Here is a 25,495-nt window from a genome sequence, read left to right as displayed (position 1 = left end):
CAACAGAGAACGCGCGCCCGCTATTCCGCACCCGGAACCGCGCGTGTGCGCGGCACGGCCGTGGCGAACTCGATCATCTCGTCGCTGACCCTGCGGTTCGCCCAGCCGAGCGCCGTGAAGAACGCGTGCGCCTCGGGGTTGTCCAGGTCCACGTATGAGACCCAGGTCTCGCCTCCCGGGTGCCCGGCCCAGGTGAGCGCTGCGGCGAGCGCGCGGCGGCCCAGGCCCTGCCCGCGACGCACAGGGTCGACCGCGAGGTCCGACACCGTGTGCGGGTGATCCGCGGTCTCCCAGACGCAGCCGATCAGCGCGATCGGCCGCTCCGGCTCGGCCGCGTTACTGACGACGAGTTCCACACCGCCCGCGTCGCTGAGCACGTGGGCGAGCCACTCCTCGTCGAGCGGGCCGAGCTCGGCGTCGAGCTTCGGGTCGGCGAACCAGTCCTGGATCCATGTCCAGTCCGCGCGCACCATGCGGCGCACGAGCGGAGCGTTCAGCGAGCTCACGCGAGCGAGAGGAAGAGCTTCTCGAGCTCCTCGGGCTGCGTGGCTCCCGGCGCATCCGGATCCTCGAGACAGTCGCGGAGCGCGCTCGAGATCACGAGGAAGCCGGCTCGGTCGAGTGCCTTTGACACGGCCGACAGCTGCTGCACCACGTCGCGGCAGTGTGCGTCCTGTTCCACGGCGTCGATCACCGCGGCGAGCTGTCCGTGCGCGCGCCGCAGGCGGTTGACGACCTTTCGCTTCGACTCCGGGTCGTGTGCGGGGAGACTGCCCTGCGCGAGGACGGCATCTCCGGTGCTCAGCTCGGTCATTCTGGGGATCCTCTCAGCGGTCAAGTTGACTTCCACTATACCCCCGGGGGTATTATCGCACCACCACCGCGGAATACCCCCGGGGGTATATCTCACAGATTGGAACTGCCTGATGTGCCGACCCACCACCTGCTCCACCTGCCAGCGCACCACCTGGGCCGGCTGCGGCCAACACGTCGCAATGGTGAAGGCGAGCGTGCCCCGCGCCGACTGGTGCGATGGCAAGCACTCCCCCGCCGAGATCGCACAGGCAAAGGCTGAGCGCCCTGGTTTCCTCGGCCGCCTGCTGGGCCGCTGACCTCGCCAACACACCCCAGGGGAAAGAGCCCCACACCCCACCCGCCACACACGAGAGAGGCCACCCATGCTGCTGGAACGAATGTACGACGAAGACCTTGCACAGGCGAGCTACCTGATCGGCTGCCAGGCCACGGGCGAAGCGCTGCTTGTCGACCCGCGGCGCGACACCGCAGAGGCACTCGCGCTCGCCGCCGCGCACGGCATGCACATCACCGCGGTTGCCGAAACCCACATTCACGCCGACTACCTCTCCGGCACCCGCGAGGTCGCCGCTCGCACCGGCGCACAGATGTTCGTCTCCGACGAGGGCGGACCCGATTGGCAGTACGGCCCGGAGTTCGATGCCGCGGTGCGACTCAAGGACGGCGACGACATTCGCATCGGCAAGATCACGGTGACCGCGGTGCACACCCCGGGCCACACGCCGGAGCACCTCTCCTACCTCGTGACCGACGGCGCGCAGGCGGACGAGCCCGGCTATCTCGTGAGCGGCGACTTCGTGTTCGTCGGCGACGTCGGCCGCCCTGACCTCCTTGACGAAGTGCAGGCCACCACCGATTCACGCTTCGCCGGCGCACGCGAACTGTTCGCGAGCCTGCGCGATCGCTTCCTCACACTCCCCGACTATGTGCAGGTGCTCCCCGGCCACGGCTCGGGATCCGCGTGCGGCAAGGCGCTCGGCGCCGTTCCCAGCACCTCGGTGGGCTACGAGCGCCGCTTCGCCTGGTGGGCACCGTATCTCGCAGCAGACGATGAGGACGGCTTCGTCGCCGAACTGCTCAGCGGCCAGCCGGACGCGCACGCGTACTTTGCGCGCATGAAGCGCGAGAACCGGCTGGGCCCCGCACTGCTCAGCGACGCTGAGCTCACCGAGTTCACGCCCGGGGCCCTCGAGGAACAGCTCGATCAGGATCGCGCGATCCTCATCGACACTCGCGATGCGGCGCTCGTGCGCACGGGCACCGTCCCCGGCAGCATCAACATCCCCGGCCTCGCGAAGGCCGCGAGCTACGGCGCTTGGGCAATCGACCCGGAGCGCGAGCCGCGCGCACTGGTCGTGCTCGCGGGCGACGCCACGCAGGCGACGGAGTTCCGTGACCATCTCGTGCGGGTGGGCATCGACACGGTCACGGGGTTCATCTCCGCGCTTGACGGGCTTCCGCTCGCCCCCGTCCCGACCGTCACCCCGGCAGACCTTGCAGACTTCCCGCACGCGCAGCTGCTCGACGTGCGCGGGCGGGCGGAGTACGCCGAGGGGCACATCCCCGGCGCCGTGCAACTGTCAGCGGGCCGAGCGCTGTGGCACCTCGATGAGCTGCCAGAAGATGGCACTATCGTGGCGCACTGCCGTAGCGGCGCGCGGGTCAGCGTGGTCGCGAGCGCGCTGCGCCGGGAGGGCTTCGACGTGGTCGAGCTTGAGGGCAGCTATCTGGGCTGGCAGGCAGCGCAGCAGCCCACCACGGCCCCGATCACGAACTAGCGGTCATCGAGGGCCTCGCCGCGCCGGTCGACGAGGCCCCACGTTGCCGCCGCCGCAATGATGAAGAAGGCGGCGAAGAGCGCAAACGTGAAGCCGGTGCCGGGACCCGCGAGGAGCACCGGCACGAGCAGCGGCGCCACGATCGACGCGATGCGGCCCACGCCCGCAGCCCAGCCGGCCCCCGTGCCCCGCATGGAGGTCGGGTAGATCTCCGGCGTCACCGCGTAGAGCGCACCCCACGCCCCCAGGTTGAAGAACGAGAGCGCCATACCGGACGCGATAATTGCCGCCTCCGTGTGCACGGTGCCGAAGAACACCGCGGAGACCGCCGAGCCAACCAAGAAGACGGACAGGGTGGGGCGGCGCCCCCACTTCTCAATGAGCCACGCGGCAACCGCGTACCCGGGCAGCTGCGCCAGCGTGATGATTAGGGTAAAGCCGAAGGAGCGCACGAGGCTGAAGCCGGCGTCAACAAGAATGCTCGGGATCCAGATGAACGCCCCGTAGTACGCGAAGTTGACACAGAACCAAATGGCCCAAATCGCGAGTGTGCGCCCGCGGAACTCGTGCGACCAGAGCCCAGCGAGCCGGCTTCCGCCCGACGTTGCGACCGGCGCATCCGTGCGACCTGAGACGGCACCCGGCGCCTCGGCGGCGGCGCTGGGCGCGACCCCACTCGAAGACTCAAGCTCAATACCCGCCGAACGCTCGAAGTCGGCAACGATGCGCTCCGCTTCCGCGGTGCGCCCGCGGCCCGCGAGCCATCGCGGCGACTCGGGCAGCCCCCAGCGCACGGCAAACGCGTATACCGCGGGAATGGCCCCCAGCGCGAACGCCCAGCGCCACCCGTTCTCTGAGGCCGGCACGACGAAGTAGCCGATGATCGCGGCCGCAGTCCAGCCCACCGCCCAGAACGCCTCGAGGATCACAATCAGGCGGCCGCGAATCCGTGCCGGGGCGAACTCGCTCACGTACGTCGAGGCAACCGGCAGCTCTGCGCCAAGCCCGAGACCGACCAGGAATCGGAGCACGAGGAGCGCGGCGACGCCGCCCACGAGCGCGCTCGCGCCCGTCGCGACGCCGTAGACGAGCAACGTGATGGCGAAGATCTGTCGGCGGCCGAAGCGGTCGGCAAGCAGGCCGCCCAGGCTGGCGCCGATCGCCATGCCAAGGAAGCCGATGGAGGCGATGAGCCCCGCCTCGCCCGTGGTGATCCCCCAGTGCTGCGTGAGCGCCGCGATGATGAAGGAGATGAGCCCCACGTCCATCGCGTCAAGAGCCCAGCCGAGCCCCGATCCGGTGAGGAGGCGCGCGTGCTTCTTCGTGAAGGGCAGCGCGTCGAGTCGCTGCGACAGCGAGCGCTCGTGGCTCGTCCGGTGATCACTCATAGGATCATCGTAGAGGGCCGAGGGCGATCAGCACTCGACCACTCCGACCGAGACGCTCACCGCCAGGCCACCCATTGCGGTCTCCTTGTACTTTTCGCTCATGTCGCGACCGGTTTCGCGCATGGTCGCGATCACCTCGTCAAGCGTCACGTGGTGAGTCCCGTCGCCCATCAGCGCCATCTTTGCCGCGTTGACGGCCTTCGACGCTGCGATCGCGTTGCGCTCGATGCACGGGATCTGCACGAGCCCGCCGATCGGATCGCAGGTGAGGCCTAAGTTGTGCTCCATCGCGATCTCCGCGGCGTTCTCCACCTGCTGCGGGGTGCCGCCGAGCACCTGCGCGAGGCCGGCCGCCGCCATTGAGGAGGCGGATCCCACCTCGCCCTGGCAGCCCACCTCGGCGCCAGAGATTGAGGCCTGCTCTTTGTAGAGCACCCCGACCGCGCCTGCCGCGAGGAGAAAGTCGGCGATGGCGCGACGTTTCTCCTCGGAGGTCCAGCCGGCGGCGCCCGGTGCGTAGTGCGTGGCGTAGAAGAGCACCGCCGGGATGATGCCGGCAGCGCCGTTGGTGGGGGCCGTGACCACGCGGCCGCCCGACGCGTTCTCCTCGTTCACAGCGAGCGCAACGAGGTTGATCCACTCCTGCCAGTACACGGGATCGCGATGTGGATCCTGCTCGCTGAGCCGGCGGTGCCACTCGGGTGCGCGTCGGCGCACGTTGAGCCCGCCCGGGAGCACACCCGTGCGCTGCAGCGCGGAGTCCTTGCAGGCCTCCATCACGTCCCAGATGTGGCAGAGCGCATCGCGCACTTCCGACTCGCTACGGTGCGTCTTCTCGTTCTCGAGCATGAGGCCCGCGAGCGAGAGGCCGGTCTCCTCCGAATACCGCAGCAGCTCCGCGGCGGTCGTGAACGGGTACGGCAGTTCAGCGAGCGTGGACTCGAGCTGATCCTGCACGCGCTCCTCGGCCCCCTCGCGCACAATGAAGCCGCCGCCCACTGAGAAGTAGGTTTCTTCGAGCAAGAGCTCCCCCGCTGCGTCGGTGACGCCGAGCTTCATGCCGTTCGTGTGCGTGGGCAGCACGGTGAGCGGGCGCAGCACGATGTCCGACGCCCGGAAAGGAATCGCGGGCGCACCAGCTGCGTTCCCGGGCACGGGAGTGAGTCGTTCGCCGAGGAGGACGGTGCCGTCGCGCTCAATACGCGCGAGCGCCGCATCAACCTCCTCAGGTAGCACGGTCTCGGGGTCGCAACCTTCGAGGCCCAGCAGCACGGCCGTGAGTGTGCCGTGGCCGTGACCCGTGGCGGCGAGCGAACCGTAGAGGTCGACGCGAAGTCCGGCGGCGGCTGCGAGGATCCCACTCTCGCGCAAGTGCGCTGCGAAGCGGTGAGCGGCCCGCATGGGACCGACGGTGTGCGAGCTCGAGGGCCCGATACCGACCGAAAACAGGTCGAAGACGCTGATGGCCACGTTGCCTCCTGCGATACGTGAGTGAGGCTCCCACCGGGTGCGGGCAGGCACCCGGTGGGAGTGTGTGATTCGTCCCGCTAGCTGAGCGGAGCGAGGTCCGGGTAGAGCGGGTGCTCGGCCGCGAGCACGTCTACGCGGGCGCGGAGCGCGGCGAGTACGGCCGGGTCGGCCCCACCCTCGGCGGTTCCGGCGATGAGGGTCTCCGCAATGATGTCGGCGACCTCAGCAAACGCGGCTTCACCGAAGCCACGCGTGGCGAGCGCGGGCGTGCCGATGCGCAGGCCGCTCGTTACCATCGGCGGGCGAGGATCGAACGGCACCGCGTTGCGGTTGACCGTGATCTCCACCTCGGCGAGCAAATCCTCGGCGACCTGGCCATCGAGCTCCGAGCCGCGCAGATCGACGAGCACGAGGTGCACATCAGTGCCGCCTGTGAGCACGCTGATGCCGCGCTCGGTCACGTCCTCGCGCACGAGGCGCTCCGCGAGAATGCGCGCGCCCATCACCGTGCGCTGCTGGCGCTCGGCGAACTCCGGCGTCGCGGCGACGCCAAACGCGACCGCCTTGCCCGCGATGACGTGCTCCAACGGGCCACCCTGCTGCCCCGGGAAGACCGCGGAGTTGATCTTCTTCGCGATCTCGGGATCGTTCGACAGGATGATCCCGCCGCGCGGCCCGGCGAGGGTCTTGTGCGTCGTGGAAGTCGTCACGTGCGCGTGCGGCACCGGGTTCGGGTGCAGCCCGGCAGCAACCAGACCAGCGAAGTGGGCCATGTCCACCATCAGGTAGGCCCCCACTTCGTCAGCGATCTCGCGGAAGCGCTCGAAGTCCAGGCGGCGCGAGTACGCGCTCCACCCGGCGATGATCAGCTGAGGCTGGTGTTCGCGGGCGAGGCGCGCCACCTCGTCCATGTCGACCCGCAGCGTCGTCTCGTCGACGCCGTACGCGGCGACATCATAGAGGCGACCGGAGAAGTTGATCTTCATTCCGTGCGTCAGGTGACCGCCGTGTGCCAGGTTGAGGCCGAGGATCGTGTCGCCCGGGCGGATCAGCGCGTGCATCACCGCGGCGTTCGCCTGCGCACCCGAGTGGGGCTGCACATTCGCGAACTCCGCACCGAAGAGTGCCTTCACGCGCTCGATGGCGAGCGTCTCGATGACGTCGACCTCTTCGCAACCACCGTAGTAGCGGCGCCCCGGGTAGCCCTCGGCGTACTTGTTCGTGAGCACCGAGCCCTGGGCCTGCATCACCGCGACCGCAGTGTGGTTCTCCGACGCGATCATCTCGAGCCCGCGGCGCTGACGCGCGAGTTCGGCATCGATGCGTGCGGCAACCTCGGGATCGAGCTCGGCGATGGGGGTATTGAGCGACGCCGCGGGAATCGGCGTGAAGCGGGTCACAATTCTGCCCCGTTGTCGGCGGCGTACTGCTCAGCGCTGAGCAGCGGGCCGAACTCAGTCACGTTGACCTTGAACAGCCACGCGGCCCCGTAGGGATCCGAGTTGACGAGTGCCGGGTCGTCGATAACGGCCTGGTTGACCTCGACGACCTCGCCGGAGACGGGCGAGTAGATCTCGGAGACCGACTTCGTCGACTCGATCTCGCCGCAGGAGTCGCCCGCGGTGACGGTCGCACCAACGGCGGGGAGGTCAACGTAGACGACCTCGCCGAGGGCGTCAGCAGCGACCTCGCTGACGCCGATCGTCGCGGGCGACTCGTCAGTGATCCACTCGTGCTCGGCGGAGTACTGCAGTCCGGTCTGAACCTTGCTCATGATGTGTCCTTTACCTGTTGGGGTGATGCTGTGTGACGTGTGAAAAGTGCGCGGAACTCCGCGCGAGGGAGCTACTGCGCGCGGCGGTAAAACGGAGTCTGCACGACTGTGAATGTCTCCGGCTTGCCGCGCAGGTCGACGCTCAACTCCGTGCCGGGTTCCGCGTACGCGGGATCGATCGAGGCGAGCGCGATCGGGTAGCCGAGCGTGGGCGACGGCTGACCGCTCGTCACCTCACCGATCTGCTGCTCCCCCGCGAGTACGGGGTAGCCCGCGCGTCCTGCGCGACGCCCTGCTCCGACGAGACCGACGAGCACGCGAGTCGGCGCGGCCTCGCGCCCCGCCTCGAGCGCCGCACGGCCGACGAACTGCTCGTCCTTCTTGAACGAGACGACGGGGCCAAGCCCGGCCTCGAACGGCGTGATGTCGCGGCTGAGTTCGTTGCCGTAGAGCGGCATGCCCGCTTCGAGGCGCAGCGAGTCGCGCGCGGCAAGCCCAGCGGGGATCAGGCCGTGGCCCTCGCCCGCTCCGAGCAGCCCACGCCAGAGCTCTGCCGCCGAGGCGTTCGGCATGTAGAGTTCAAAGCCGTCCTCACCGGTGTAGCCCGTACGAGCGAGTAGCACCTCGAGCCCGGCAACCGTCACTGGCGCGGCCGAGTAGTACTTCATATCGCTCACAACGCTGTGCTGCTCGGCAGGCACCAGCTGGTGCAGGATCGCCACGGAGGCGGGACCCTGCACTGCGACCAGGCTCGTGTCGGCAGACTCGTCGACGATCGTCACGTCGAAGCCCGCGGCGCGCGCCGCGAACTCTGCTGCGACGGTCGGCGCATTTCCGGCGTTCGGCACCACGAGGAACTCCTCGTCGCCGAGCCGGTAGGTGATCAGGTCGTCGATGATCCCGCCGTCTGCGTCGCAGATCAGCGAGTACTTCGCGCGGCCTACGGCGACGACCGCGAGGTTACCCACCAGCGCCGTGTTGAGAAACGCTGCCGCGTCGGGGCCGCTCACGCGAATCTCACCCATGTGGGAGAGGTCGAAGAGGCCGGCCGCCTCGCGCACTGCGCGGTGTTCGGCGAGCTCGGAACCGTACTTCAGCGGCATGTCCCAGCCGCCAAAGTCGGTGAACGATGCGCCCAATTCGGCGTGCTCTGGATGCAGGGTGGTGTGTCGGGGCGTGCTCGTCATCGGGTGCTCCTCGTCTAGTTCTCGAACGCTTCGGGTGCCGGGCAGGAGCAGACCAGGTTGCGGTCGCCGAAGGCGCCGTCGATCCGGCCCACCGGCGGGAAGTACTTGTCGTGCCGCAGCGCGGGCACCGCGTACGCGGCCTGCTCGCGGCTGTACGCGCGATCCCACGCATCGCCTGCGACCACGCGCGCGGTGTGCGGGGCGTTGCGCAGCACGGACGCCTCGAGCTCAACCGCGCCGTCGATGATCTCCGCGATCTCCGCGCGAATCGTGATCATCGCCTCGATGAAGCGCTCGATCTCATCGAGATCCTCCGACTCCGTGGGCTCCACCATCAGCGTGCCCGCAACTGGGAACGCGAGGGTCGGGGCGTGGAAACCAAAGTCGATGAGACGTTTCGCCACATCCTCGGCTGTCACGCCCGACTGCGCGGTGAGTTCGCGGAGGTCAAGAATGCACTCGTGGGCAACGAGCCCGGCCTCGCCCGTGAAGAGCACGGGGAAGTACTCGGTGAGCCGAGCCGCGATGTAGTTTGCGCTGAGCAGCGCGGTCTTCGTCGCCCGGGTGAGCCCGTCGGCGCCCATCATCGCGATGTACGCGAACGAGATCGGCAGCACGCCCGCTGAGCCGAAGAGCGTCGCAACGACCGGGACGCCGTCACTCACCGAGTAGGTGCCGGTGGGGTCGCTCGGCACGTAGGGCAGCAGGTGCTCGGCGACACCAATCGGGCCAACGCCGGGGCCGCCACCGCCGTGCGGGATCGCGAACGTCTTGTGCAAGTTCAGGTGCGACACGTCGCCGCCAAACTTGCCGGGCTGTGCGAGCCCCACGAGCGCGTTCATGTTCGCGCCGTCGATGTACACCTGGCCACCCGCCTCGTGCACAAGCTCACACACCTCGCGGACGTCGGCGTCGTACAGGCCATAGGTCGAGGGGTACGTGATCATGATCGCCGCGAGCTCGTCGCGGTTCGCCTCGACCTTCGCGCGCAGGTCGTCGAGGTCGATCGCACCGGTGTCGGTGTTCTTAATCACAATGACGCGCATGCCAGCGAGCACTGCCGATGCTGCGTTCGTGCCGTGAGCCGACGCGGGAATGAGGCAGACGGTGCGCTGCGTGTCGCCGTTCGCGCGGTGGTACCCGCGGATCGCGAGGAGGCCCGCGTACTCGCCCTGCGCGCCCGAGTTCGGCTGCAGCGAGATCCCGGAGTAGCCTGTGATCTCGACGAGGCGTCGCTCAAGATCGGCGATAAGTTCACGCCAGCCGCGGCTCTGATCCTCCGGCACGTACGGGTGGATGCCCGCGAATTCAGGCCAGGAGATCGACTCCATCTCAGCGGTCGAGTTGAGCTTCATCGTGCAAGATCCGAGCGGGATCATGGTGCGGTCGAGCGCAAGGTCGCGGTCGGCGAGGCGGCGGAGGTAGCGCAGCATCTGCGTCTCGGAGCGCATCGTGTTGAAGATCGGGTGCGTGAGGTAGTCGCTCGTGCGGTTCAGTTCGGCGACGAAGCCGAGCTCACCGGGGGCGACCGCCGCTGCGGGCGTCGCACCGAATGCCTCGGCAACCGCGACGACGTGCTCGGGCGTGGTCGTCTCGGAGGTCGAGATGCCCACCGTGTCGGCGTCGAGGCGGCGGAGGTTGATCCCCGCTTCGCAGGCGCGAGCGATGATCTCATCAGCGCGGCCCGGCACGCTCGCCACGACCGTGTCGAAGAACGACTCAGCGGCGAGCGGGATCCCGGCGGCGGCAAGCGACTGCGCGATCGTGCGGGCGTGTGCGTGTGCGCGCTCGGCGATCGCACGCAGACCGGTGGGGCCGTGGTAGACGGCGTACATCGAGGCGGTGATCGCGAGGAGTGCCTGGGCGGTGCAGATGTTGCTCGTCGCCTTCTCCCGGCGGATGTGCTGCTCGCGGGTCTGAAGCGTCAGGCGGTATGCGGGATCGCCGGCCGAATCCTTGGAGACGCCTACGAGGCGGCCAGGCAGCGAGCGCTCGAGACCGGCGCGAATTGCGAGATACGCGGCGTGCGGTCCACCGAAGAAGAGCGGCACACCGAAGCGCTGGGTGTTGCCCACCGCAACGTCGGCGCCCTGCTCACCCGGCGAGGTGATGAGCGTGAGCGAGAGCAGGTCAGCGATCACCGTGACCATCGCGCCGCGCTCGTGTGCGGCCGCGATCAGCTCGGACTGATCCCGCACTGATCCATCATTGCCGGGCTGCTGCAGCACGATGCCGAAGATCTCGCCCTCGGGGAGCCCCGCGGTCAGATCTGCCACCTCAACCTCGAAGTCGAGCGCCTCTGCCCGGCCCTCAATCACGGCGATCGTCTGCGGGAACACGTTCTGGTCAACTACCACGCGCGCGCTGGCGGGAGCCTTCCCCGCGCGGCGCATGAGGAGCACGGCCTCGGCGGCGGAAGACGACTCGTCGAGCATCGAGGCGTTCGCCACGGCGAGGCCGGTGAGGTCCGCCACCATGGTCTGGAAGTTGAGCAGCGCCTCGAGGCGGCCCTGCGAGATCTCCGGCTGGTACGGGGTGTACGCCGTGTACCAGGCGGGGCTCTCGAGCACGTTGCGGCGAATCACGGGCGGAGTGTACGTGTCCGCGAATCCCTGCCCGATCATCTGCGTCTTCAGCACGTTCTTTGCGGCGAGCGCGCGCAGATCGGCGAGGATCTCCTCCTCGCTGCGTGCCGCGGGAAGGTCGAGCGTGCCAGACATGCGAATGTCGGAGGGGACTGCCGTGTCGACGAGCGCGTCAACGCTCGAGTAGCCAAGCGTGTCGAGCATCGCGGAGATGTCGGCGGGCGTGGTGACGCCGATGTGACGATCTGCGAAAACAGTGGGTTGCGAACTAATGCTCAAGAGGATCTCCGTAGATGGGTGTACGCCGAAACGCACCGGATGGATCCTCCCCGCTCTGTTACGGAACCTGAGAGATTCAGGCACTCCGATCGAGATCGGGCGCCCTTGCACCGTCGGTGAGCCGGAAGGACCGACTACTTTCCAGAGTTGCCGCGCTGCAGCGGTACGGGTGCCTGAGAGATTCCCGGGGAGGGTTTGCTCCTACGGCGCCGGGCTCGCACTTTCGCGCCACCCGGACTCTCCCGCTACAGCTTGTTGGCCGATATTCGTAACTGGGTCTCACCATAGCAGCCCGCGCGCCCCGTGCGGGAGCGTGTCGCGAAGCTGCGCGATTTGGGAACGATTGCGCGCCACCCCGAGGGGAGTGTGCCACCCCGAGGGCAGCCTTCCCACGTGAGAAGACTGCCCTCTGCCGGGAACCTCCCCCGGCGTGCGGGGCGCGAGTGGCGGACGGCCGAGATCGGCAGGCCCGCCTGAGGCGCGACTACTTGTCGGCGTCCCTGCCGTCGAGCGCGAGCAGTTCCTCTTCGACCTCGCCGCCGTAGCCCTCCGCCTGCGGGTCGCCGTGCAGGCCACCCGAGACGGCGTACTCCTCCTCGGGCGACAGAATCAGCCGGTGGCGGGTGTACACGCCGAAGATGATGAGTCCGATGGCGTACACAATCGCGACCGCAACGATCGCGGGACGGAACGTCTCGTTGAGCAGGAAGCCCAAGAAGATCAGCGCCGAGATGACCGCGGCGGCGGCCGCTCCGAAGAGGCCCCAGGGGCTCCGATACGGCCGCTTCGCGTTCGGGAACTTCTTGCGCAGGATGAGGAACGACAGCATCTGCATGAAGTACGCAACCACCGCACCCCAGACGGCGATGTTGAGCACCACCGCGCCACCCACGCCGCCGTCGCCACCCGTGAGGTCGACCACAATGAGTGCGGTGAAACCGATGAGCGCACCCGCGATGAGCGCCACCCAGGGCGTCTGGCGCTTACCGGTGAGCGACAGGAACTTCGGGTAGTACCCGGCCCGAGACAGGGAGTAGAGGTTGCGCCCGTATGCAAACATGATGCCCTGCAGCGAGGCCAGCAGGCCGAAGAGCGCAAACAGTGCGAGTAGGCCGGCAACCCACGCGAGGTCTTCGCCGAGGATCGCACGGAAGCCGTCGAGCAGCGGCTCACCCGCGGTTCCGGTCGCCTCCGCGCCGAGCACCGCGGTGTTCAGGAAGAGCACGAGGAGACCCGTGACGATCAGGGTGCCACGTGCCCAGAGGCCGGCACGCGGGATATCACGAACGGGGTTGTGCGACTCCTCGGCTGCAAGTGGCAGCTCCTCAATGCCGAGGAACAGCCACATCGCGAATGGCAGCGCGAAGAGAATCGGCAGCACGCCGTGCGGCAGGAAGGCCGTCTGTCCGGGATCCGGCTCGATATTGAAGAGGCTGCCCCAGTCGACGGATCCGCTCAAGAGCGCCATCGCTCCGAAGAGGACGAGCACGCCGATCGAGACGAACGAGACGATGACCGCGAACTTCAGCGAGATCGAAGCGCCAGCGGTGTTCAGCCCCACGAACGCGACATAGAGAATGATCCACCACACCCAGGTCGGCAGTGAGAAGCCCATCAGGCCCTCCGTGACACCGTTCGCGTAGCCCGCCGAGAAGTAGACGATCACCGCGGTGGTCGCAACATACTCGATCGACTCCGCAAGGCCGGTCACGAACCCACCCCACGGGCCCATGGCAGCCCGACCGAAGGAGTAGGCACCACCGGTGTGCGGCATCGCTGCGGCCATCTCGCCAATGGAGAACACGAGGCCGTAGTACATGACAACGAGGATCGCGAAGGCGATCATCATGCCACCGAATCCTGCGGCCTCGATCCCGAAGTTCCACCCCGAGAAATTGCCCGAGATCACTGCGCCGACCGCGAGCCCCCAGAGCCCCCAGATCCCGGCGGATCGTTTCAGTTGTCGTTTCTCGAAATAGCCGGACTCGGCGGTGGTGTAAGTAACCCCCGAGACCTTGAGCGTGTCTTTGGCCATCATGACCCCTTTCACTTCATTGTGAGCGATCGCGGCCGCCGCACAGCGGCCCTCGCGGTTTGGTGGGATGACACGATGACTATACCCACCTAAAGGTCGTTTGCAACAACCTTTTATTTTTGCCCCATTCACGCAAAGGGGCGAAATTCCGCGCCCTGACACCCCAAAACACCGTCAAGAACACATGGAAGTGCGCGCCGAACCTCGATAGAGTTCAGGCAAGGGACTTGCGGCGCCGACCGGGCACTGTGCTTTAATGGCCTACACGCAGACCATTGGACGCGAAGTGGCGTCATACGGCCCGTACCCCCAACACTCGATGATGAGCAGCAAGGAGCACACATGATTCCCGCGAGCGGCAACTTGACACCGGACGAACTGCGCGAGGCCGTCGCAACCCGCGAAATCGACACGGTGATCGTGGCCTTCACGGACATGCAGGGTCGGCTCGTGGGGAAGCGCATCTCGGCTCGCCTCTTCCTCGAGGACACGATGGATGGAGCGGCAGAATGCTGCAATTACCTCCTCGCCGTAGATGTCGAACTCAATACGGTTGACGGGTATGCGCTCACGAGCTGGGAGAGCGGCTACGGCGATATGGCCATGGTGCCGGATCTCTCGACACTGCGCCGGATCCCCTGGCTTCCCGGGACCGCGCTCGTCATCGCCGATCTCACGCGAGCGAGCGACCGCTCCCCCATCGACGTCTCCCCGCGCCGCGTGCTGCAGCGCCAGGTGGAACGCCTCGCAGAGCACGATCTCGTCCCGTTCGTTGGTACCGAACTCGAGTTCATCGTGTTCGACGACGATTACCGCACGGCCTGGCGGAAGGGCTACCGCGACCTGGTTCCGGGTTCGGATTACAACACCGACTACGCTCTCCAGGGATCCACCCGCCTGGAGCCTCTCCTCCGCGATATTCGCAATTCGATGGACGACGCGGGAATGTACTGCGAGGGCGTCAAGGGCGAGTGCAATCTCGGCCAGCAGGAGATCTCGTTCCGCTACGCCCACGCGATCCCGACGTGCGACAACCACTCGATCTACAAGAGCGGCTCCAAGGAGATCGCGGCGGCGCACGACAAGAGCATCACCTTCATGGCGAAGTTTAACGAGCGCGAGGGCAACAGCTGCCACGTGCACGCGAGCCTGTGGGGCAGCGATGGGACCCCGGCGTTCTCCGATCCGAGCGCGGCCGATGGCATGTCGCCGATGTTCCGCCACTTCATTGCCGGCCAGCTCGCGGCCCTTCGCGAGTTCACCTTGCTCTACGCCCCGAACATCAACTCCTACAAGCGCTTCGTGGACGGCAGCTTCGCCCCGACCGCCGTTGCGTGGGGCCACGATAACCGCACGTGCGCGCTGCGGGTCGTGGGCCATGGTGGCGGGATTCGCGTGGAGAACCGCGTCCCCGGCGGCGACGTGAACCAGTACCTTGCCGTCGCCGGCATGCTCGCGTCCGGGCTCTACGGCATTGAGCACAAGCTCGAGCTCGGCGATCCGCTCAGCGGCAATGCGTACACGAGCGACATCGCCCGCGTGCCCACCACGCTGCGCGAGGCCGCTGACCTGTTCGAGCAGTCGGCACTCGCACGCGAGGTCTTCGGAGACGAAGTGGTCGACCACTACACGCACGCCGCACGCGTCGAGGTTGCCGCCTACGACGCAGCGGTCACCGATTGGGAGAGGATCCGTGGCTTTGAACGCCTCTAAGATGCCGCAGCAGCGCGGCAAGCACGCGCCGATCATTGGCATCACGAGCTACCTTGAGCAGGCCCAGACGGGCGTGTGGGATGTGCGAGCTTCATTCCTCCCGCAGGTCTACATCAAGGCCGTCACCGACGCTGGCGGGATCGTTGTGGTCCTGCCCCCGCAGCCCGCATCCGCTGAGGTCGCCGAGGCGATCGTTTCGCGCCTCGATGGGATCATCCTTTCGGGCGGCGCTGACATCGATCCCGCGCGATACGGGCAGGACGCCCATGATCGCACCGGAGCGCCGCGCACCGATCGCGATGACTTCGAGGCCGCGCTGCTCGAGGCAGCCCTTGCGATTGAGCTTCCGTTCCTCGGCATTTGCCGGGGTGCGCAGCTCCTCAACGTCGAGCGCGGCGGCAACCTGATCCAGCACCTCCCGGATGTGGTGGGCGACGATCGCTACCAAATTGGGGGCGGAGTCTTCAACCCAATCGATGTTGAAGTGGACGCGGGCAGCCGCATCGCCGAGGTGCTCGGCGATGATCGGGGCGCACGCGCCCACCTGTACCACCACCAGGGAATTGGCGAGATTGGCGCGGGCCTCACCGTGACGAGCCGCACGGCCGACGGGATCCCCGAATCCATCGAACTCGCTGATCACCCCTTCGGGATCGCCGTGCAGTGGCACCCCGAAGAGAACGAGCAGGATCGGCGCCTCTTCGCCGGCCTCGTCAGCGCGGCGCGCGACTATCGCACCGCCCGATCCCAGACCCCCGACGCAGAACCCAGGGAGCAGTCATGAGCACCACCCTCGTCAACCCGGCGACCGAGGCCGTCATCCAAGAGATTGAGCACCTCGATGTCGAAGGTACCGACCATGCGATCGCTGCGGCAGTGCGTGCGCAGCGCGAGTGGGCAGCCGTGGCCCCCGCGGATCGGGCTCGCGTGCTGCGCCGCTTCGCGGACGCCGTCGACGCCGACATCGAGCACCTCGCCCAGCTTGAAACCGCAAACTCGGGGCACCCGATCACGCAGTCCCGGTGGGAGGCGGGTCATGTGCGCGACGTGCTCGAGTACTCTGCCGGCGCGCCTGAGCGCCTCATCGGGCAGCAGATCCCGGTCGCCGGCGGCATGAACGTCACCTTCCACGAGCCGCTCGGCGTCGTGGGGGTCATCACACCGTGGAACTTCCCGATGACGATCGCCTCGTGGGGCTTTGCCCCGGCGCTCGCCGCAGGCAACGCGGTCGTGCTGAAGCCTGCCGAGTGGACTCCGCTGACAAGCCTCCGCCTCGGCGAGCTGGCGCTCGAGGCAGGGCTTCCCGAGGGCCTGTTCCAGGTACTCGCAGGGCGCGGATCAGTGGTCGGTGAGCGCTTTGTGAGCCACCCCGACGTTCGCAAGCTGGTGTTCACCGGTTCCACCGCGGTCGGCAAGCGCATCATGGCCGGCGCCGCCGACCAGGTGAAGCGCGTCACGCTCGAACTTGGTGGGAAGAGCGCCAACATCGTGTTCGATGACGCCGACATTGAGCGGGCCGCGGCAACAGCGCCCTACTCGGTGTTCGATAACGCCGGGCAGGATTGCTGCGCACGCAGCCGCCTCCTCGTTCAGCGCAGCGTGTACGACCGCTTCATGGAGCAGTTCGAACAGGCCGTCAAGAACGTCGTGGTGGGCGACCCCACCGACGAAGCCACCGAGGTGGGGCCCCTCGTCACGCTCGCGCATCGCGATTCCGTGGCAAGTTTCCTGACCCCCGACGTTCCCGTCGCGTTCCAGGGCTCCGCCCCGAGCGGCCCGGGCGCGTGGTTCGCCCCGACCGTCGTGACACCCGAGCGCGGATCCCGAATCGCCACCGAGGAGGTCTTCGGCCCCGTCGTCTCGGTGCTGCCGTTTGAGGACGAGGCCGACGCGATCCAGCTGGCCAACAGTTCCGAGTACGGGCTCAGCGGGTCCATTTGGACGCGCGATCTCGGTCGCGGCATCCGCGTGGCCCGCGGCGTCGAGGGCGGCAATCTCTCCGTCAACGCACACTCCTCCGTGCGCTACACCACGCCGTTCGGTGGATTCAAGCAGTCAGGGCTCGGCCGCGAGCTTGGGCCCGACGCGGCGGAGCACTTCACCGAAACCAAGAACGTCTTCTTCGCAAGCGAATAACCCCTTCCTTTTCCGTTCCACTCCTCCCGCCCGCTCACACGGGCATTGCACGAGAAATGAGCACCACCATGAGCGACATCACCCCCATCGATCTCACGCAGCGTCTTGCCGGCAAGGTCGCCGTCATCACTGGCGGCGGCAGCGGGATCGGCCTCGCCACTGCGAAGCGCATGCGCGCCGAGGGTGCGAAGATTGTCATCGGCGACATGGATCCCACGAGCGGCCAGGCCGCTGCCGAGGCCGTTGAGGGCCTCTTCGTACAGGTCAACGTCACCGACCAGGATCAGGTCGACAACCTGTTCGATACCGCTGCGCGCGAGTACGGCTCGGTCGATATCGCGTTCAACAACGCCGGCATCTCCCCCGACGACGATGACTCGATCGAAACCACCGAGCTCCCGGCCTGGCAGAAGGTGCAGGACGTCAACCTGAAGAGCGTCTACCTCTGCTCGCGCGCGGCGCTTCGCCACATGACGAAGCAGGGCAGCGGATCGATCATCAACACCGCGTCGTTCGTCGCCGTGATGGGCTCAGCCACCTCGCAGATCTCGTACACCGCGTCGAAGGGCGGCGTCCTTGCAATGACCCGTGAGCTCGGCGTCCAGTTCGCGCGCCAGGGCATCCGCGTGAACGCGCTCTGCCCGGGGCCGGTGAATACGCCGCTCCTCCAGGAGCTGTTCGCGAGCGATCCCGAGCGCGCTGAGCGCCGCCTCGTCCATGTGCCGCTCGGCCGCTTTGCCCGCCCGGAGGAGCTCGCCGCATCCGTCGCGTTCCTCGCGAGCGACGACTCCTCCTTCATTACGGCGTCGACGTTCCTCGTGGACGGCGGCATCAGCAGCGCCTACACGACGCCGCTCTCCTAGCCGCGTACACTCGCTACGAGACCCGGCGCGGCCGCGCTGGCCCGGCGCGTTCGCGCCGCACACCCCGACGAGGAGCTCGATGGACCTGACACACGATGGTTTCGAGCTCCTCGTTCGTGGTGTGCGGCCCACGAACGCGTACGAGGAGACGATGCAGCGGCTCCTCCAGTCGGTCCGTCTCGGCCTCATCAGCCCGGGATCGCGGCTCCCTGCCGAGCGCGAGCTGGCGACCATGCTGAAGGTGAGTCGGGACACCGTGCGCGACGCATTGGCGACGCTCGCGGATGCGGGCTACGTGGTGTCACGCCGTGGCCGCTACGGCGGCACGTTCGTGGTGGACGAGCTGCCGCGGGATTCGGCCCTCGGTGTCGTCGCACCTGCCCTCGGCGCGGAAGAGGTGGAGGATCTCGCTCCCCTGCGGCGCGTGCTCGAGGTCGGCGCCGCGCGCGAGGCCGCTGCGCGCGAGTTGAGCGCTGAGGAGCGGCAGTCGCTCGGCCGGGCGCTCGAGGAGTGCGCTGCCGCCGACGATACGCAGCACCGGCGCCTCGACTCGCGCCTGCACCTGCTGATCGCGGAGCTATCCGGCTCGCCCAGCCTGGTGCCGCTCGTCGCGAACCTGCGCACCCGCGTCAACGCGCTGCTTGACGGGATCCCGCTGCTGCGGCCGAACCTTGCCCACTCGAACTCGCAGCACGAGGCAATCGTGACGGCGATCCTCACCGGCCGCCCGGACTCGGCCGCGGAGGCGATGCTCGAACACGTCGAGGGCTCCACCGCGCTGCTCCGCGGCTTCTTCTCGAACCCGTCTGAGTCGGCGCGCTAAACCCGCGCCAGCAGCGCACGCGCCACTGCGGCGAGCGCGCGCACCCCACGGTGCTGATCAGCAGGTGCGGTGTACTCCGCGGCGTGATGCGTGATGCCCTCCGCGCTGGGCGTGAAGAGCAGCACGGTTGGCACACCGGCCGCGTTCATGATCACCGCATCATGGCCCGCAATCGTGGGCATGCGCTGTGCGCGGATCCCCATTGAGGTTGCGGTCGCTGTGGCAAGCGCGACCAGATCGGGATCAAAACTTGCCGCCCGCCGTTCTGACCACGCGCCGAAGTCGCACTGCACCCCAGTGTCGCGCTCAATCTCTTGCGCCGCTGCAACGAGGGCTGCCCGCGCGGCGTGCAGTCGCTCCTCGTCGGGGCTTCGCAGCTCCACTTTGAACTCGACGAGCGACGGGGTCGCATTGGGCGAATTCGGAGTGATGCGCATCCACGCCGCTGCCGTGTGGAGACGGTCATCGGGATCCGCGAGCCCGAGTTCACGCAGCAGGGCGATGAGTCTCGCCGCGGCTGCGAGCGCATCGACTCTGAGCGCCATGGGGGTCGGTCCGGTGTGTGTTTGTACCCCGTGCACACGCAGGTCAGCTTTGTAGGCGGCCCAGGTGTGGTCCACGATTCCGAGCTCGGCATCGTCTCGTTCGAGCCGAGCGCCTTGCTCCACGTGCAGCTCCGCGTAGGCGGCGACAGTGGCCGGGAGTGCGGAGGTGCCCGCGAGTGCGCGGCTCACCAGCTCATCCGAAAGTAGCGTGTGTTCTGCATCGCTCGCGGCGAGTGCCTCGGCAAGTGAGAGCTGCCCAGTGAACACGCTGCTTCCCATCACGCTGGGCTGGAAACGGGCTCCCTCTTCATTGGCCCAGTTCACAGCCCCCAGGTTTGTCCCCTTCGGCACCTCGGTGTGAGCGGCCTCGGCCACGACGGCCAGCGCGGCGGCAACGCCGAGCTGGCCGTCGAATCGCCCACCGTCGGGCTGGCTGTCGAGGTGGGAGCCGAGCAGCACCGTGCGGTCGCCTGGCACCGGCGGACGGGCAAGCGCAAACTGGTTGCCGATCTCGTCAGTGTGCGCGTGCAAGCCGAGCGCAGCGCAGCGCGCCCGGAAGGCCTCCCGCACTTCAGCGTCGGCCGCGCTGAACGCGAGACGGTGCAGCCCCGTGCCATTCGCACGGCCGATCTCCGAGAACTCTGCGAAGAGCTCGTCGAATAGCTGGAGGAGCACTACATCGGCGGTCTGCTCGGACATTAGCGGGCCGCGTCCAACCACTGCCGGTATTCGGGTCGCCGTGAGATCCAGAACGTGCGATAGAGCTTCCAGGAGCCGTACTTGAAGTAGTCGAAGTCCTCATCGCGCGCGTGAGCGTTGATCAGCCCCCAGAGGCCCCACTTCGTGTCGGCGATCATGCGCGAGAGCATGGCGCGTGCGAAGAACCGCTCGTCATGCTCGCCGCGGTACTCGGCGACGAGTTCGCGGGAACGATCGATGTCCACGAACATCTCGGTGAGGATCAGACCGATCTCGAAGCTTGCCTCGTTGTTCGCGGCGTAGTCGAAATCGATCAGCGTGACGTTGGCCGCATCATCGATGAGGAAGTTGCCGGGCATGGGGTCGTTGTGGGCCGGCACCAGTTCGAGCCCGGACACCATGAATGCGTCGACCGCTTCGAGATAGTTGCGCAACACAACGGCCGACCAGTCCGGGAGCGGAATCCCGTCTTCCTCGACCTGCGCGAGGTGTTCCTCGACCATGTCCACCATGGTTTTGGTCTCACTGAGCAGCGGGGTGCCGTGCCAACGACGGTAGGTGTCCATGACGCCTCGACACACGTCAGCGCGCTGAAAGTCGAGTGTCGTCGCGGTGCGGAACCCATCTGCCACGAACTCGGAAAACTCAATCCCGCTGCTTGCGTCGTAGAACAGCACCTGAGGGCTGATCCCGGCTGCTGCAGCTTGGCGCGCGGCTTGGTTCGCCGTGTCTCGGTTGATGAACTTCTCGGTACCCAGCCCGGGCACCTTCGCGAAGATCGGCTGGCTGTCGCCGATCCGCAGTCGGAAGTTTTCGTTGGTGATGCCGCCGAACACCGGGTCAACCGCCACGTCGAGACCGGCCCATTCTGGGTTCTTGGCGATGGCTGCGCGGAGAGGTTCGGGAAGCGTGATGGTGGTCATGCGAGCGCTCCTTCCAGTTCGGTACGGGTGTCGGGGTCAGAGAACAGCAGCTCGGCAAATGTCATTCGCCAGAGCCCATACTTGATCGAATCGAGGTTGACGTCCGGATCGGTTCCAGAACGGAGCCGGGTGAGCACCGCCCAGCGCAGGTGTTCGATCCCCGCGATGAGCTTGATGACCGCGCGATCGCGCGCTTCCGCTTCGGGCGCGAGCTCGGAGATGAAGTCATCTATGTCGAGCGCCCCGGGACACGCTTCCGCCACCAACACCGCATGGTCGTGCACCGCCGAGAGACTCGCGGCAGAGCCCCACCCCACGAGACGCACTTCACCCGCAGGATTCACCATGATGTTCGACACGGTGCCCTCGCCCTGCGACGGCCGCATCTCGACGGTTCGGCGGTATGCGAGGAGCGGCGCGCGAAAGCCCGCGACGTAGGCGGCGAGCTCTCGCACTCGCGGATCCACATCAATTCCGCGATCGTCGCACTCATCGAGCAGTTGGAGCAGCTCAATGAGTGGACTGCGTGTGGAGAGCGGGATGTCCAGCTGCGCGAACTGCGCGCGAGCCTCGTGGAGACGCTGCCGCAGCCGTGCGTCGCGGAAGAGATCGAGGCGCCCCACTCGCCACTCGGGGCTGAGTCGTTCCTCAAGCAGCACGCCAAGCTCGCTGTCGGCCGCGTAAATCTTGGGGCCAATTCCCGCCTCGCCCGCCGCAGTCGCTGCCGCGATGAGGTTGTCGCGATTACGCCATGACCAGGCGTGCCGGGAGAGCTTCTTCAACAGCACGGGGCCAAAATCGGGGCACTCACCGGCGATCAGTGTGCTGTCCGAGGCCCACCAGCTGGGCGAAGGGATCTGAGCAACCGGGCCACCCCAGGTGATGGCTTCGACGTCGAAGCCATGCGCCCAATCATCAATGTTGTCCTGCCAACGGGTCACGAGAGTGTCCTTTCCAGAGCGCGGGTGCGGAGCTGATGCTCAGCGTTTGAGTAGTCGGGAATGGGGATCACACCGATGCGGCTCGCCCGAAGGGCAAGCACGGCGCCGATGATGACGATGACGAGCGGCAGGCTGAGCGGAATGATCCCGTAGGGTGCGAGGAACTGGGTGAGCGCCCCGTACAGCAGAGCCGATGCGGCTGCGGCAACAATCGTCGCGATGAATGCTCGCACGCTCGGCACCAAGATCACGCCAAACAATCCCACCGCGACAACTGCGCCGTTGTAGCCCCAGAGGCCGTGGTAGATCTCAGAGCCGTCGGCGCCGATGGCCTGGCCTGCGAGCGCCCCGGTGAGCGAGCCGAGCACCGCCATGATGGCACCCACGCGAGTGGCGAGGGCGATGCCGATGACGATCAGCACGCCGGCGAGCACCGAGTCCATGAGCACGACCTGTCCGATGCCTCGGAAGGTCGCGTTGACGAGCCCAGAGAGCGCGTCGACCGGCGGACCGTCGCCTGCGGCGCGCAGCACCGGATCTGGCGCGTGTGCGAAGCGCTGCACCGGCTGCAGGAGTGACATATTGCCATTCCCGTGTGCGGTGGCTGGGGCGAGCAACAGCACAAGCAAGCCCAGCAGACCAAAGGTGAGTGACAGCGCAGGTGCGTCGAAACGCAGCACGAGCACCTCGATGGTGGCCTGCATGATCGGAACCGAGATCGCCGCAGCGAGGAGTGTGAACACGGCGTTGCCCAGCACCCACTCGCCCTGCAGGAACACCGCGCCGAGCACCCCGAAGAGCGCTCCGTTGAATGAGAAGAAACCAAGTCGCACCACGCCGGAGTCGTAGCCAAGCAGAAGTGCCGTGAGCGTGGAGATGAGCGCACCCCCGAGGAGGAGCGTTCCGGCCCAGACTGACTGGGTGGTGATGGCGAGGAGTAGTGCCAGCCCGGTGAGCGGGTTGTTGATGAGAAAGATCTGACCAATTCCACGGAGTGCGCTATCGAGCACACCCAGTGCGGCGTTCGCCTGATCGATGTGCTCGGTTGCCCGGAATGTTCCCGAGAACCGGTCAAGAGGGTGGACAGGGGTGTGAATCATCGTTGATTCCTCAAGGTTGGGCGCAGCAGTCCGCGCCAGTGCGGCGTGCTGCGCGGTGGTGGGTCTAGTGACTCGTCACGGTCAGCCTGGTGATGTCTGAGCGGAACAGGTCGCGAGAAAGCTCGATCGGCCGCCCTGCAGCATCGAGCGCGACACGCTCGATGTCAAAGAGCGGGGTGCCGGGCGAGACGCGCAGCAGGTACGCAGCGGAGGGCGTGGCCTCGCCGATCCCAATCCGTTCCTGCGCGGTGACAACGGGAGTGCCATAGTCGCCCGCCATGAGCTCATAGATCGAGCTCAGGTCTCGGGAGAGAATGTCGGGAAAAATGTGGGCCGGAAGCGTCATGTCTTCGAGCGACAGCGGCACCTCGTTCGCAGAGCGAAGTCGGCGAATGGTGACCACTCGCGCGCCCGGCTCGAGCGCAAGCTGGGTGCGCTCGCGCTCGACCGCGTCACGCTCTTCGGCGCGAAGGATTCGGGTGCTGGGCTGGTACCCCTGATCAACCAGAAACGTGGGCACGCCAACGACCGCATTGAGCGAGCGCGAGACCGTAAACGGAGCGCGCCCTGCCCCGGAGGTGACATAGGCGTTCACCCCCACCTCACGGATGTAGCTACCGCCCCCGCGCCCCACGCGCTGTTCAATCTGTCCCGCCGAGACGAGACTGGCGAGCTCCTTGCGCACCAAGCCGCGGGAGACCCCCAGCTGCTCGGCGAGCTCACGCTCGGAGGGGAGCTTGGATTCGCCCTGCAAGCGCAGCCGCTCCACCATGTGAGAGAGCCGATCTCTGATCTCCATCTCCGCCTCCAAAGGTTCGATATTTTGGACCATTTACCCGCTGAGCGGGGGTTTCGGCAAGTATATATTCACCGCTACACTCCGTGTCTAGAGGCAATCTTCGCCAGGCACACTCGACCTTCACCGCAGAGGGGAATGCACATGATGAGTCAGCACGATTCGTTCGTTGATCCGCAACAAATCGGCCTAAATCAGCCACTTTCAGAGAAAAGTTTTGAGCTGCAGTTTGCGCGTGCCGAGCAGGTTCAGGCGGCCACGAACGCATTCTCGGCACTCAATATCCCTGCGGCACGCGAGGCTGCGGCGGCACAGAATCACGTCAATGAAAAGGTACATTCTGACAGACCTTTAGCGGGATCCATCGTCACAGTGAAGGATAGTTTCCACGTGCGGGATCTTCCCCGCTGGCACGGCAGCGCGACCCACCCGGGCGCTCTCTCTCCGTCGGATTCGGTTCCCGTGTCACGCCTGCGCGCGGCAGGAGCGATCATTGTCGGGAAGACGACGATGCCCGACTATGGGCTGCTTGCTGCCGGGCTCAGCTCGCAGTTTGGGATCACCCGCAATCCGTGGGATCTATCGGCATCCCCCGGGGGTTCGAGCTCAGGCGCGGGGGCGGCGGTTGCCGCGGGCGTCGGCCACTCAGCGCTCGGCACTGACATCGCCGGGAGTGTGCGCCTCCCCGCTGCACACTGTGGGCTTGTCGCCCTCAAGCCCACGCAGGGCGCCCTGGCCTATGCGCCTGCGAGCACCTGGCGCTCCGCGGGACCAATGGCGCGCACGGTGCGCGCGGCGCGAGAACTCTTTGAGGTCGTCGGAGCCCCGCACCCAAGCGATCAACTGTCGCGGCCGCTCCCTAGCTCCACCTCCGGCGTGCACGCGGCGCTGCTCGCCTCCGCGGCGGCAAGTGGTTGGACACCCGCTGCCCTGCGTGGACTCCGCGTCGGTGTGATGGAGAGCCCCGGGTATGGGCCGCATATGGACAGCGAAACGAGCACTGCGTTTCACCGGTTCCTCGAGGTACTCCGCGCGAACGGGGCCATCTTGGAAGACTTCACACCAGAGATCACGGAGCTCGACTTTGCTGCACTCGACCGGTGTCTCATGACGCGCTGCATCGCCGAGCGCTCAGGCTGCCCCACCGACCGCCAGGACGATCTTCTCCCCGTGATCAGTGCTTGGGCAGAGTCTGGGTCGCAACTCCGGGCCACCGACTACTTCCTCGACTTCGAGCACCTGTCGGCGATTGCCGCGCGCGTCTCCGAACGGGTGGCAAGCTACGACATTGTTGTCTCACCGGTCATGGGCGTGCACCGTTTTGCAGCCGACTCGTTTGGCCCCGATCCCACACAGCCGCTCCTCTTCCATGCGAACTACACCGCGTGGTTCAACCAGACCGGTCAGCCGGCAGTGGCGCTCCCCATGGCCCGCAGCACGGCTGGGCACCCCATCGGAGTGCAGATCGCTGGCCCACACGGCGCAGATTTCGCGCTGCTCGGCATCGCTGAGGCGCTCGAAGGAGTGCTCGAGGTGCCACTCGGCATCCCCGCACTCACGTCTCCGCAGGCGCCGTCAGCCGCGTAGCCCCAGCGCAATCACCCGGCACCTCGTCCGGCCCGCCCCTCTCCTCCTGTTCTTGCA

22 protein-coding genes and 2 riboswitches are annotated in these 25,495 nt (G+C 67.0%); of the genes, 8 read left to right on the top strand and 14 right to left on the bottom strand.

Going from position 1 to position 25,495, the window contains the following annotated elements; translation table 11 throughout:
* Positions 1 to 20: 20 nt before the first annotated feature.
* Positions 21 to 506: a GNAT family N-acetyltransferase gene (locus tag ACR81A_RS04980; protein WP_440312871.1), complete on the bottom strand. Its 486-nt coding sequence runs from the start codon at positions 504 to 506 to the stop codon at positions 21 to 23.
* Positions 503 to 814 carry a metal-sensitive transcriptional regulator gene (locus ACR81A_RS04975; protein WP_440312870.1) on the bottom strand — a complete coding sequence of 104 codons (312 nt, stop codon included), beginning with the start codon at positions 812 to 814 and terminating at the stop codon, positions 503 to 505. The genes ACR81A_RS04980 and ACR81A_RS04975 overlap by 4 nt, the downstream gene beginning before the upstream one ends.
* Positions 815 to 926: 112 nt before the next feature.
* On the opposite strand from ACR81A_RS04975, the gene ACR81A_RS04970 reads away from it, so the two are divergent.
* Both ACR81A_RS04970 and ACR81A_RS04965 read left to right on the top strand, forming a co-directional pair.
* A complete protein-coding gene (locus ACR81A_RS04970) occupies positions 927 to 1,112 on the top strand; it encodes a hypothetical protein (protein WP_440312869.1) in 186 nt (61 codons plus the stop codon).
* A gap of 66 nt (positions 1,113 to 1,178) precedes the next feature.
* Positions 1,179 to 2,594 carry an MBL fold metallo-hydrolase gene (locus tag ACR81A_RS04965; protein ID WP_440312868.1) on the top strand — a complete coding sequence of 472 codons (1,416 nt, stop codon included), beginning with the start codon at positions 1,179 to 1,181 and terminating at the stop codon, positions 2,592 to 2,594.
* Here the strand turns inward: ACR81A_RS04965 and ACR81A_RS04960 are convergent.
* From ACR81A_RS04960 to ACR81A_RS04930, 7 genes are all read right to left on the bottom strand, one after another.
* Positions 2,591 to 3,982: an MFS transporter gene (locus ACR81A_RS04960; RefSeq protein ID WP_440312867.1), complete on the bottom strand. Its 1,392-nt coding sequence runs from the start codon at positions 3,980 to 3,982 to the stop codon at positions 2,591 to 2,593. The two genes, ACR81A_RS04965 and ACR81A_RS04960, sit on opposite strands and share 4 nt — an antisense overlap.
* A gap of 27 nt (positions 3,983 to 4,009) precedes the next feature.
* Positions 4,010 to 5,452 carry an L-serine ammonia-lyase gene (locus ACR81A_RS04955; RefSeq protein ID WP_440312866.1) on the bottom strand — a complete coding sequence of 481 codons (1,443 nt, stop codon included), beginning with the start codon at positions 5,450 to 5,452 and terminating at the stop codon, positions 4,010 to 4,012.
* A gap of 77 nt (positions 5,453 to 5,529) precedes the next feature.
* Positions 5,530 to 6,852, bottom strand: a complete 1,323-nt coding sequence (glyA, locus tag ACR81A_RS04950) for a serine hydroxymethyltransferase (RefSeq protein ID WP_440312865.1) — start codon at positions 6,850 to 6,852, stop codon at positions 5,530 to 5,532.
* Positions 6,849 to 7,226, bottom strand: a complete 378-nt coding sequence (gene gcvH / locus ACR81A_RS04945; RefSeq protein ID WP_440312864.1) for a glycine cleavage system protein GcvH — start codon at positions 7,224 to 7,226, stop codon at positions 6,849 to 6,851. Before gcvH ends, glyA begins: the two co-directional genes overlap by 4 nt.
* A 71-nt stretch (positions 7,227 to 7,297) precedes the next feature.
* On the bottom strand, positions 7,298 to 8,413 hold the full coding sequence (gene gcvT / locus ACR81A_RS04940) for a glycine cleavage system aminomethyltransferase GcvT (RefSeq protein WP_440312863.1): 1,116 nt from the start codon (positions 8,411 to 8,413) through the stop codon (positions 7,298 to 7,300).
* Between the two features lie 14 nt (positions 8,414 to 8,427).
* Entirely contained in the window at positions 8,428 to 11,277 is a 2,850-nt protein-coding gene (gcvP, locus tag ACR81A_RS04935; RefSeq protein WP_440312862.1) for an aminomethyl-transferring glycine dehydrogenase, read from the bottom strand.
* Positions 11,278 to 11,322: 45 nt separating this feature from the next.
* Positions 11,323 to 11,428: riboswitch (glycine riboswitch) on the bottom strand.
* Positions 11,429 to 11,532: riboswitch (glycine riboswitch) on the bottom strand. It abuts the riboswitch before it with no gap.
* Positions 11,533 to 11,761: 229 nt separating this feature from the next.
* Positions 11,762 to 13,312 carry an amino acid permease gene (locus tag ACR81A_RS04930; protein ID WP_440312861.1) on the bottom strand — a complete coding sequence of 517 codons (1,551 nt, stop codon included), beginning with the start codon at positions 13,310 to 13,312 and terminating at the stop codon, positions 11,762 to 11,764.
* A 342-nt stretch (positions 13,313 to 13,654) separates the two neighbouring features.
* Here ACR81A_RS04930 and ACR81A_RS04925 point away from each other — a divergent pair, with 342 nt between their 5' ends.
* The 5 genes from ACR81A_RS04925 (at position 13,655) to ACR81A_RS04905 (ending at position 18,847) form a co-directional block, all read left to right on the top strand.
* Positions 13,655 to 15,025 (top strand): glutamine synthetase family protein, encoded by a 1,371-nt coding sequence (locus ACR81A_RS04925; protein ID WP_440312860.1) that lies wholly within the window; start codon positions 13,655 to 13,657, stop codon positions 15,023 to 15,025.
* Complete coding sequence (locus ACR81A_RS04920) at positions 15,006 to 15,809, top strand: gamma-glutamyl-gamma-aminobutyrate hydrolase family protein (protein ID WP_440312859.1); 804 nt, start codon at positions 15,006 to 15,008, stop codon at positions 15,807 to 15,809. Before ACR81A_RS04925 ends, ACR81A_RS04920 begins: the two co-directional genes overlap by 20 nt.
* On the top strand, positions 15,806 to 17,161 hold the full coding sequence (locus ACR81A_RS04915) for an aldehyde dehydrogenase family protein (RefSeq protein ID WP_440312858.1): 1,356 nt from the start codon (positions 15,806 to 15,808) through the stop codon (positions 17,159 to 17,161). The genes ACR81A_RS04920 and ACR81A_RS04915 overlap by 4 nt, the downstream gene beginning before the upstream one ends.
* Before the next feature lie 68 nt (positions 17,162 to 17,229).
* Positions 17,230 to 18,024 (top strand): 3-oxoacyl-ACP reductase, encoded by a 795-nt coding sequence (locus tag ACR81A_RS04910; RefSeq protein ID WP_202381797.1) that lies wholly within the window; start codon positions 17,230 to 17,232, stop codon positions 18,022 to 18,024.
* A gap of 79 nt (positions 18,025 to 18,103) precedes the next feature.
* Positions 18,104 to 18,847 (top strand): FadR/GntR family transcriptional regulator, encoded by a 744-nt coding sequence (locus tag ACR81A_RS04905; protein WP_440312857.1) that lies wholly within the window; start codon positions 18,104 to 18,106, stop codon positions 18,845 to 18,847.
* Here the strand turns inward: ACR81A_RS04905 and ACR81A_RS04900 are convergent.
* The 5 genes from ACR81A_RS04900 to ACR81A_RS04880 all read right to left on the bottom strand — a co-directional run bounded on the left by ACR81A_RS04900 (position 18,844) and on the right by ACR81A_RS04880 (position 23,854).
* Positions 18,844 to 20,091 carry a hydantoinase/carbamoylase family amidase gene (locus tag ACR81A_RS04900; protein ID WP_440312856.1) on the bottom strand — a complete coding sequence of 416 codons (1,248 nt, stop codon included), beginning with the start codon at positions 20,089 to 20,091 and terminating at the stop codon, positions 18,844 to 18,846. The genes ACR81A_RS04905 and ACR81A_RS04900 overlap by 4 nt on opposite strands.
* A complete protein-coding gene (locus ACR81A_RS04895; protein ID WP_440312855.1) occupies positions 20,091 to 21,014 on the bottom strand; it encodes a phosphotransferase in 924 nt (307 codons plus the stop codon). Before ACR81A_RS04895 ends, ACR81A_RS04900 begins: the two co-directional genes overlap by 1 nt.
* Positions 21,011 to 21,955, bottom strand: a complete 945-nt coding sequence (locus ACR81A_RS04890) for a hypothetical protein (RefSeq protein ID WP_440312854.1) — start codon at positions 21,953 to 21,955, stop codon at positions 21,011 to 21,013. The genes ACR81A_RS04895 and ACR81A_RS04890 overlap by 4 nt, the downstream gene beginning before the upstream one ends.
* Positions 21,952 to 23,055 (bottom strand): urea transporter, encoded by a 1,104-nt coding sequence (locus ACR81A_RS04885; protein ID WP_440312853.1) that lies wholly within the window; start codon positions 23,053 to 23,055, stop codon positions 21,952 to 21,954. Before ACR81A_RS04885 ends, ACR81A_RS04890 begins: the two co-directional genes overlap by 4 nt.
* 64 nt (positions 23,056 to 23,119) lie before the next feature.
* Complete coding sequence (locus ACR81A_RS04880) at positions 23,120 to 23,854, bottom strand: GntR family transcriptional regulator (protein ID WP_440312852.1); 735 nt, start codon at positions 23,852 to 23,854, stop codon at positions 23,120 to 23,122.
* A gap of 135 nt (positions 23,855 to 23,989) precedes the next feature.
* Between ACR81A_RS04880 and ACR81A_RS04875 the strand changes: the two genes are divergently transcribed.
* Positions 23,990 to 25,438 (top strand): amidase, encoded by a 1,449-nt coding sequence (locus ACR81A_RS04875; protein ID WP_440312851.1) that lies wholly within the window; start codon positions 23,990 to 23,992, stop codon positions 25,436 to 25,438.
* Positions 25,439 to 25,495: the final 57 nt, after the last annotated feature.

This window comes from Leucobacter chromiireducens, assembly GCF_051993095.1.
Taxonomy (GTDB): domain Bacteria; phylum Actinomycetota; class Actinomycetes; order Actinomycetales; family Microbacteriaceae; genus Leucobacter; species Leucobacter chromiireducens.
Note: the sequence above shows the minus strand (reverse complement) of the source record. Positions and strands in the feature narration are given on the sequence as shown.

Coding starts and splice junctions, on each gene's coding strand:
- ACR81A_RS04925 (WP_440312860.1), top strand. CDS start 13,655: ATGATTCCCGCGAGCGGCAACTTGACACCGGACGAACTGCGCGAGGCC.
- ACR81A_RS04875 (WP_440312851.1), top strand. CDS start 23,990: ATGCACATGATGAGTCAGCACGATTCGTTCGTTGATCCGCAACAAATC.
- ACR81A_RS04905 (WP_440312857.1), top strand. CDS start 18,104: ATGGACCTGACACACGATGGTTTCGAGCTCCTCGTTCGTGGTGTGCGG.
- ACR81A_RS04970 (WP_440312869.1), top strand. CDS start 927: ATGTGCCGACCCACCACCTGCTCCACCTGCCAGCGCACCACCTGGGCC.
- ACR81A_RS04895 (WP_440312855.1), bottom strand. CDS start 21,014: ATGACCACCATCACGCTTCCCGAACCTCTCCGCGCAGCCATCGCCAAG.
- ACR81A_RS04965 (WP_440312868.1), top strand. CDS start 1,179: ATGCTGCTGGAACGAATGTACGACGAAGACCTTGCACAGGCGAGCTAC.
- ACR81A_RS04880 (WP_440312852.1), bottom strand. CDS start 23,854: ATGGAGATCAGAGATCGGCTCTCTCACATGGTGGAGCGGCTGCGCTTG.
- ACR81A_RS04910 (WP_202381797.1), top strand. CDS start 17,230: ATGAGCGACATCACCCCCATCGATCTCACGCAGCGTCTTGCCGGCAAG.
- ACR81A_RS04975 (WP_440312870.1), bottom strand. CDS start 814: ATGACCGAGCTGAGCACCGGAGATGCCGTCCTCGCGCAGGGCAGTCTC.
- ACR81A_RS04960 (WP_440312867.1), bottom strand. CDS start 3,982: ATGAGTGATCACCGGACGAGCCACGAGCGCTCGCTGTCGCAGCGACTC.
- ACR81A_RS04900 (WP_440312856.1), bottom strand. CDS start 20,091: ATGTCCGAGCAGACCGCCGATGTAGTGCTCCTCCAGCTATTCGACGAG.
- gcvH (WP_440312864.1), bottom strand. CDS start 7,226: ATGAGCAAGGTTCAGACCGGACTGCAGTACTCCGCCGAGCACGAGTGG.
- ACR81A_RS04930 (WP_440312861.1), bottom strand. CDS start 13,312: ATGGCCAAAGACACGCTCAAGGTCTCGGGGGTTACTTACACCACCGCC.
- ACR81A_RS04885 (WP_440312853.1), bottom strand. CDS start 23,055: ATGATTCACACCCCTGTCCACCCTCTTGACCGGTTCTCGGGAACATTC.
- gcvT (WP_440312863.1), bottom strand. CDS start 8,413: ATGACGAGCACGCCCCGACACACCACCCTGCATCCAGAGCACGCCGAA.
- ACR81A_RS04915 (WP_440312858.1), top strand. CDS start 15,806: ATGAGCACCACCCTCGTCAACCCGGCGACCGAGGCCGTCATCCAAGAG.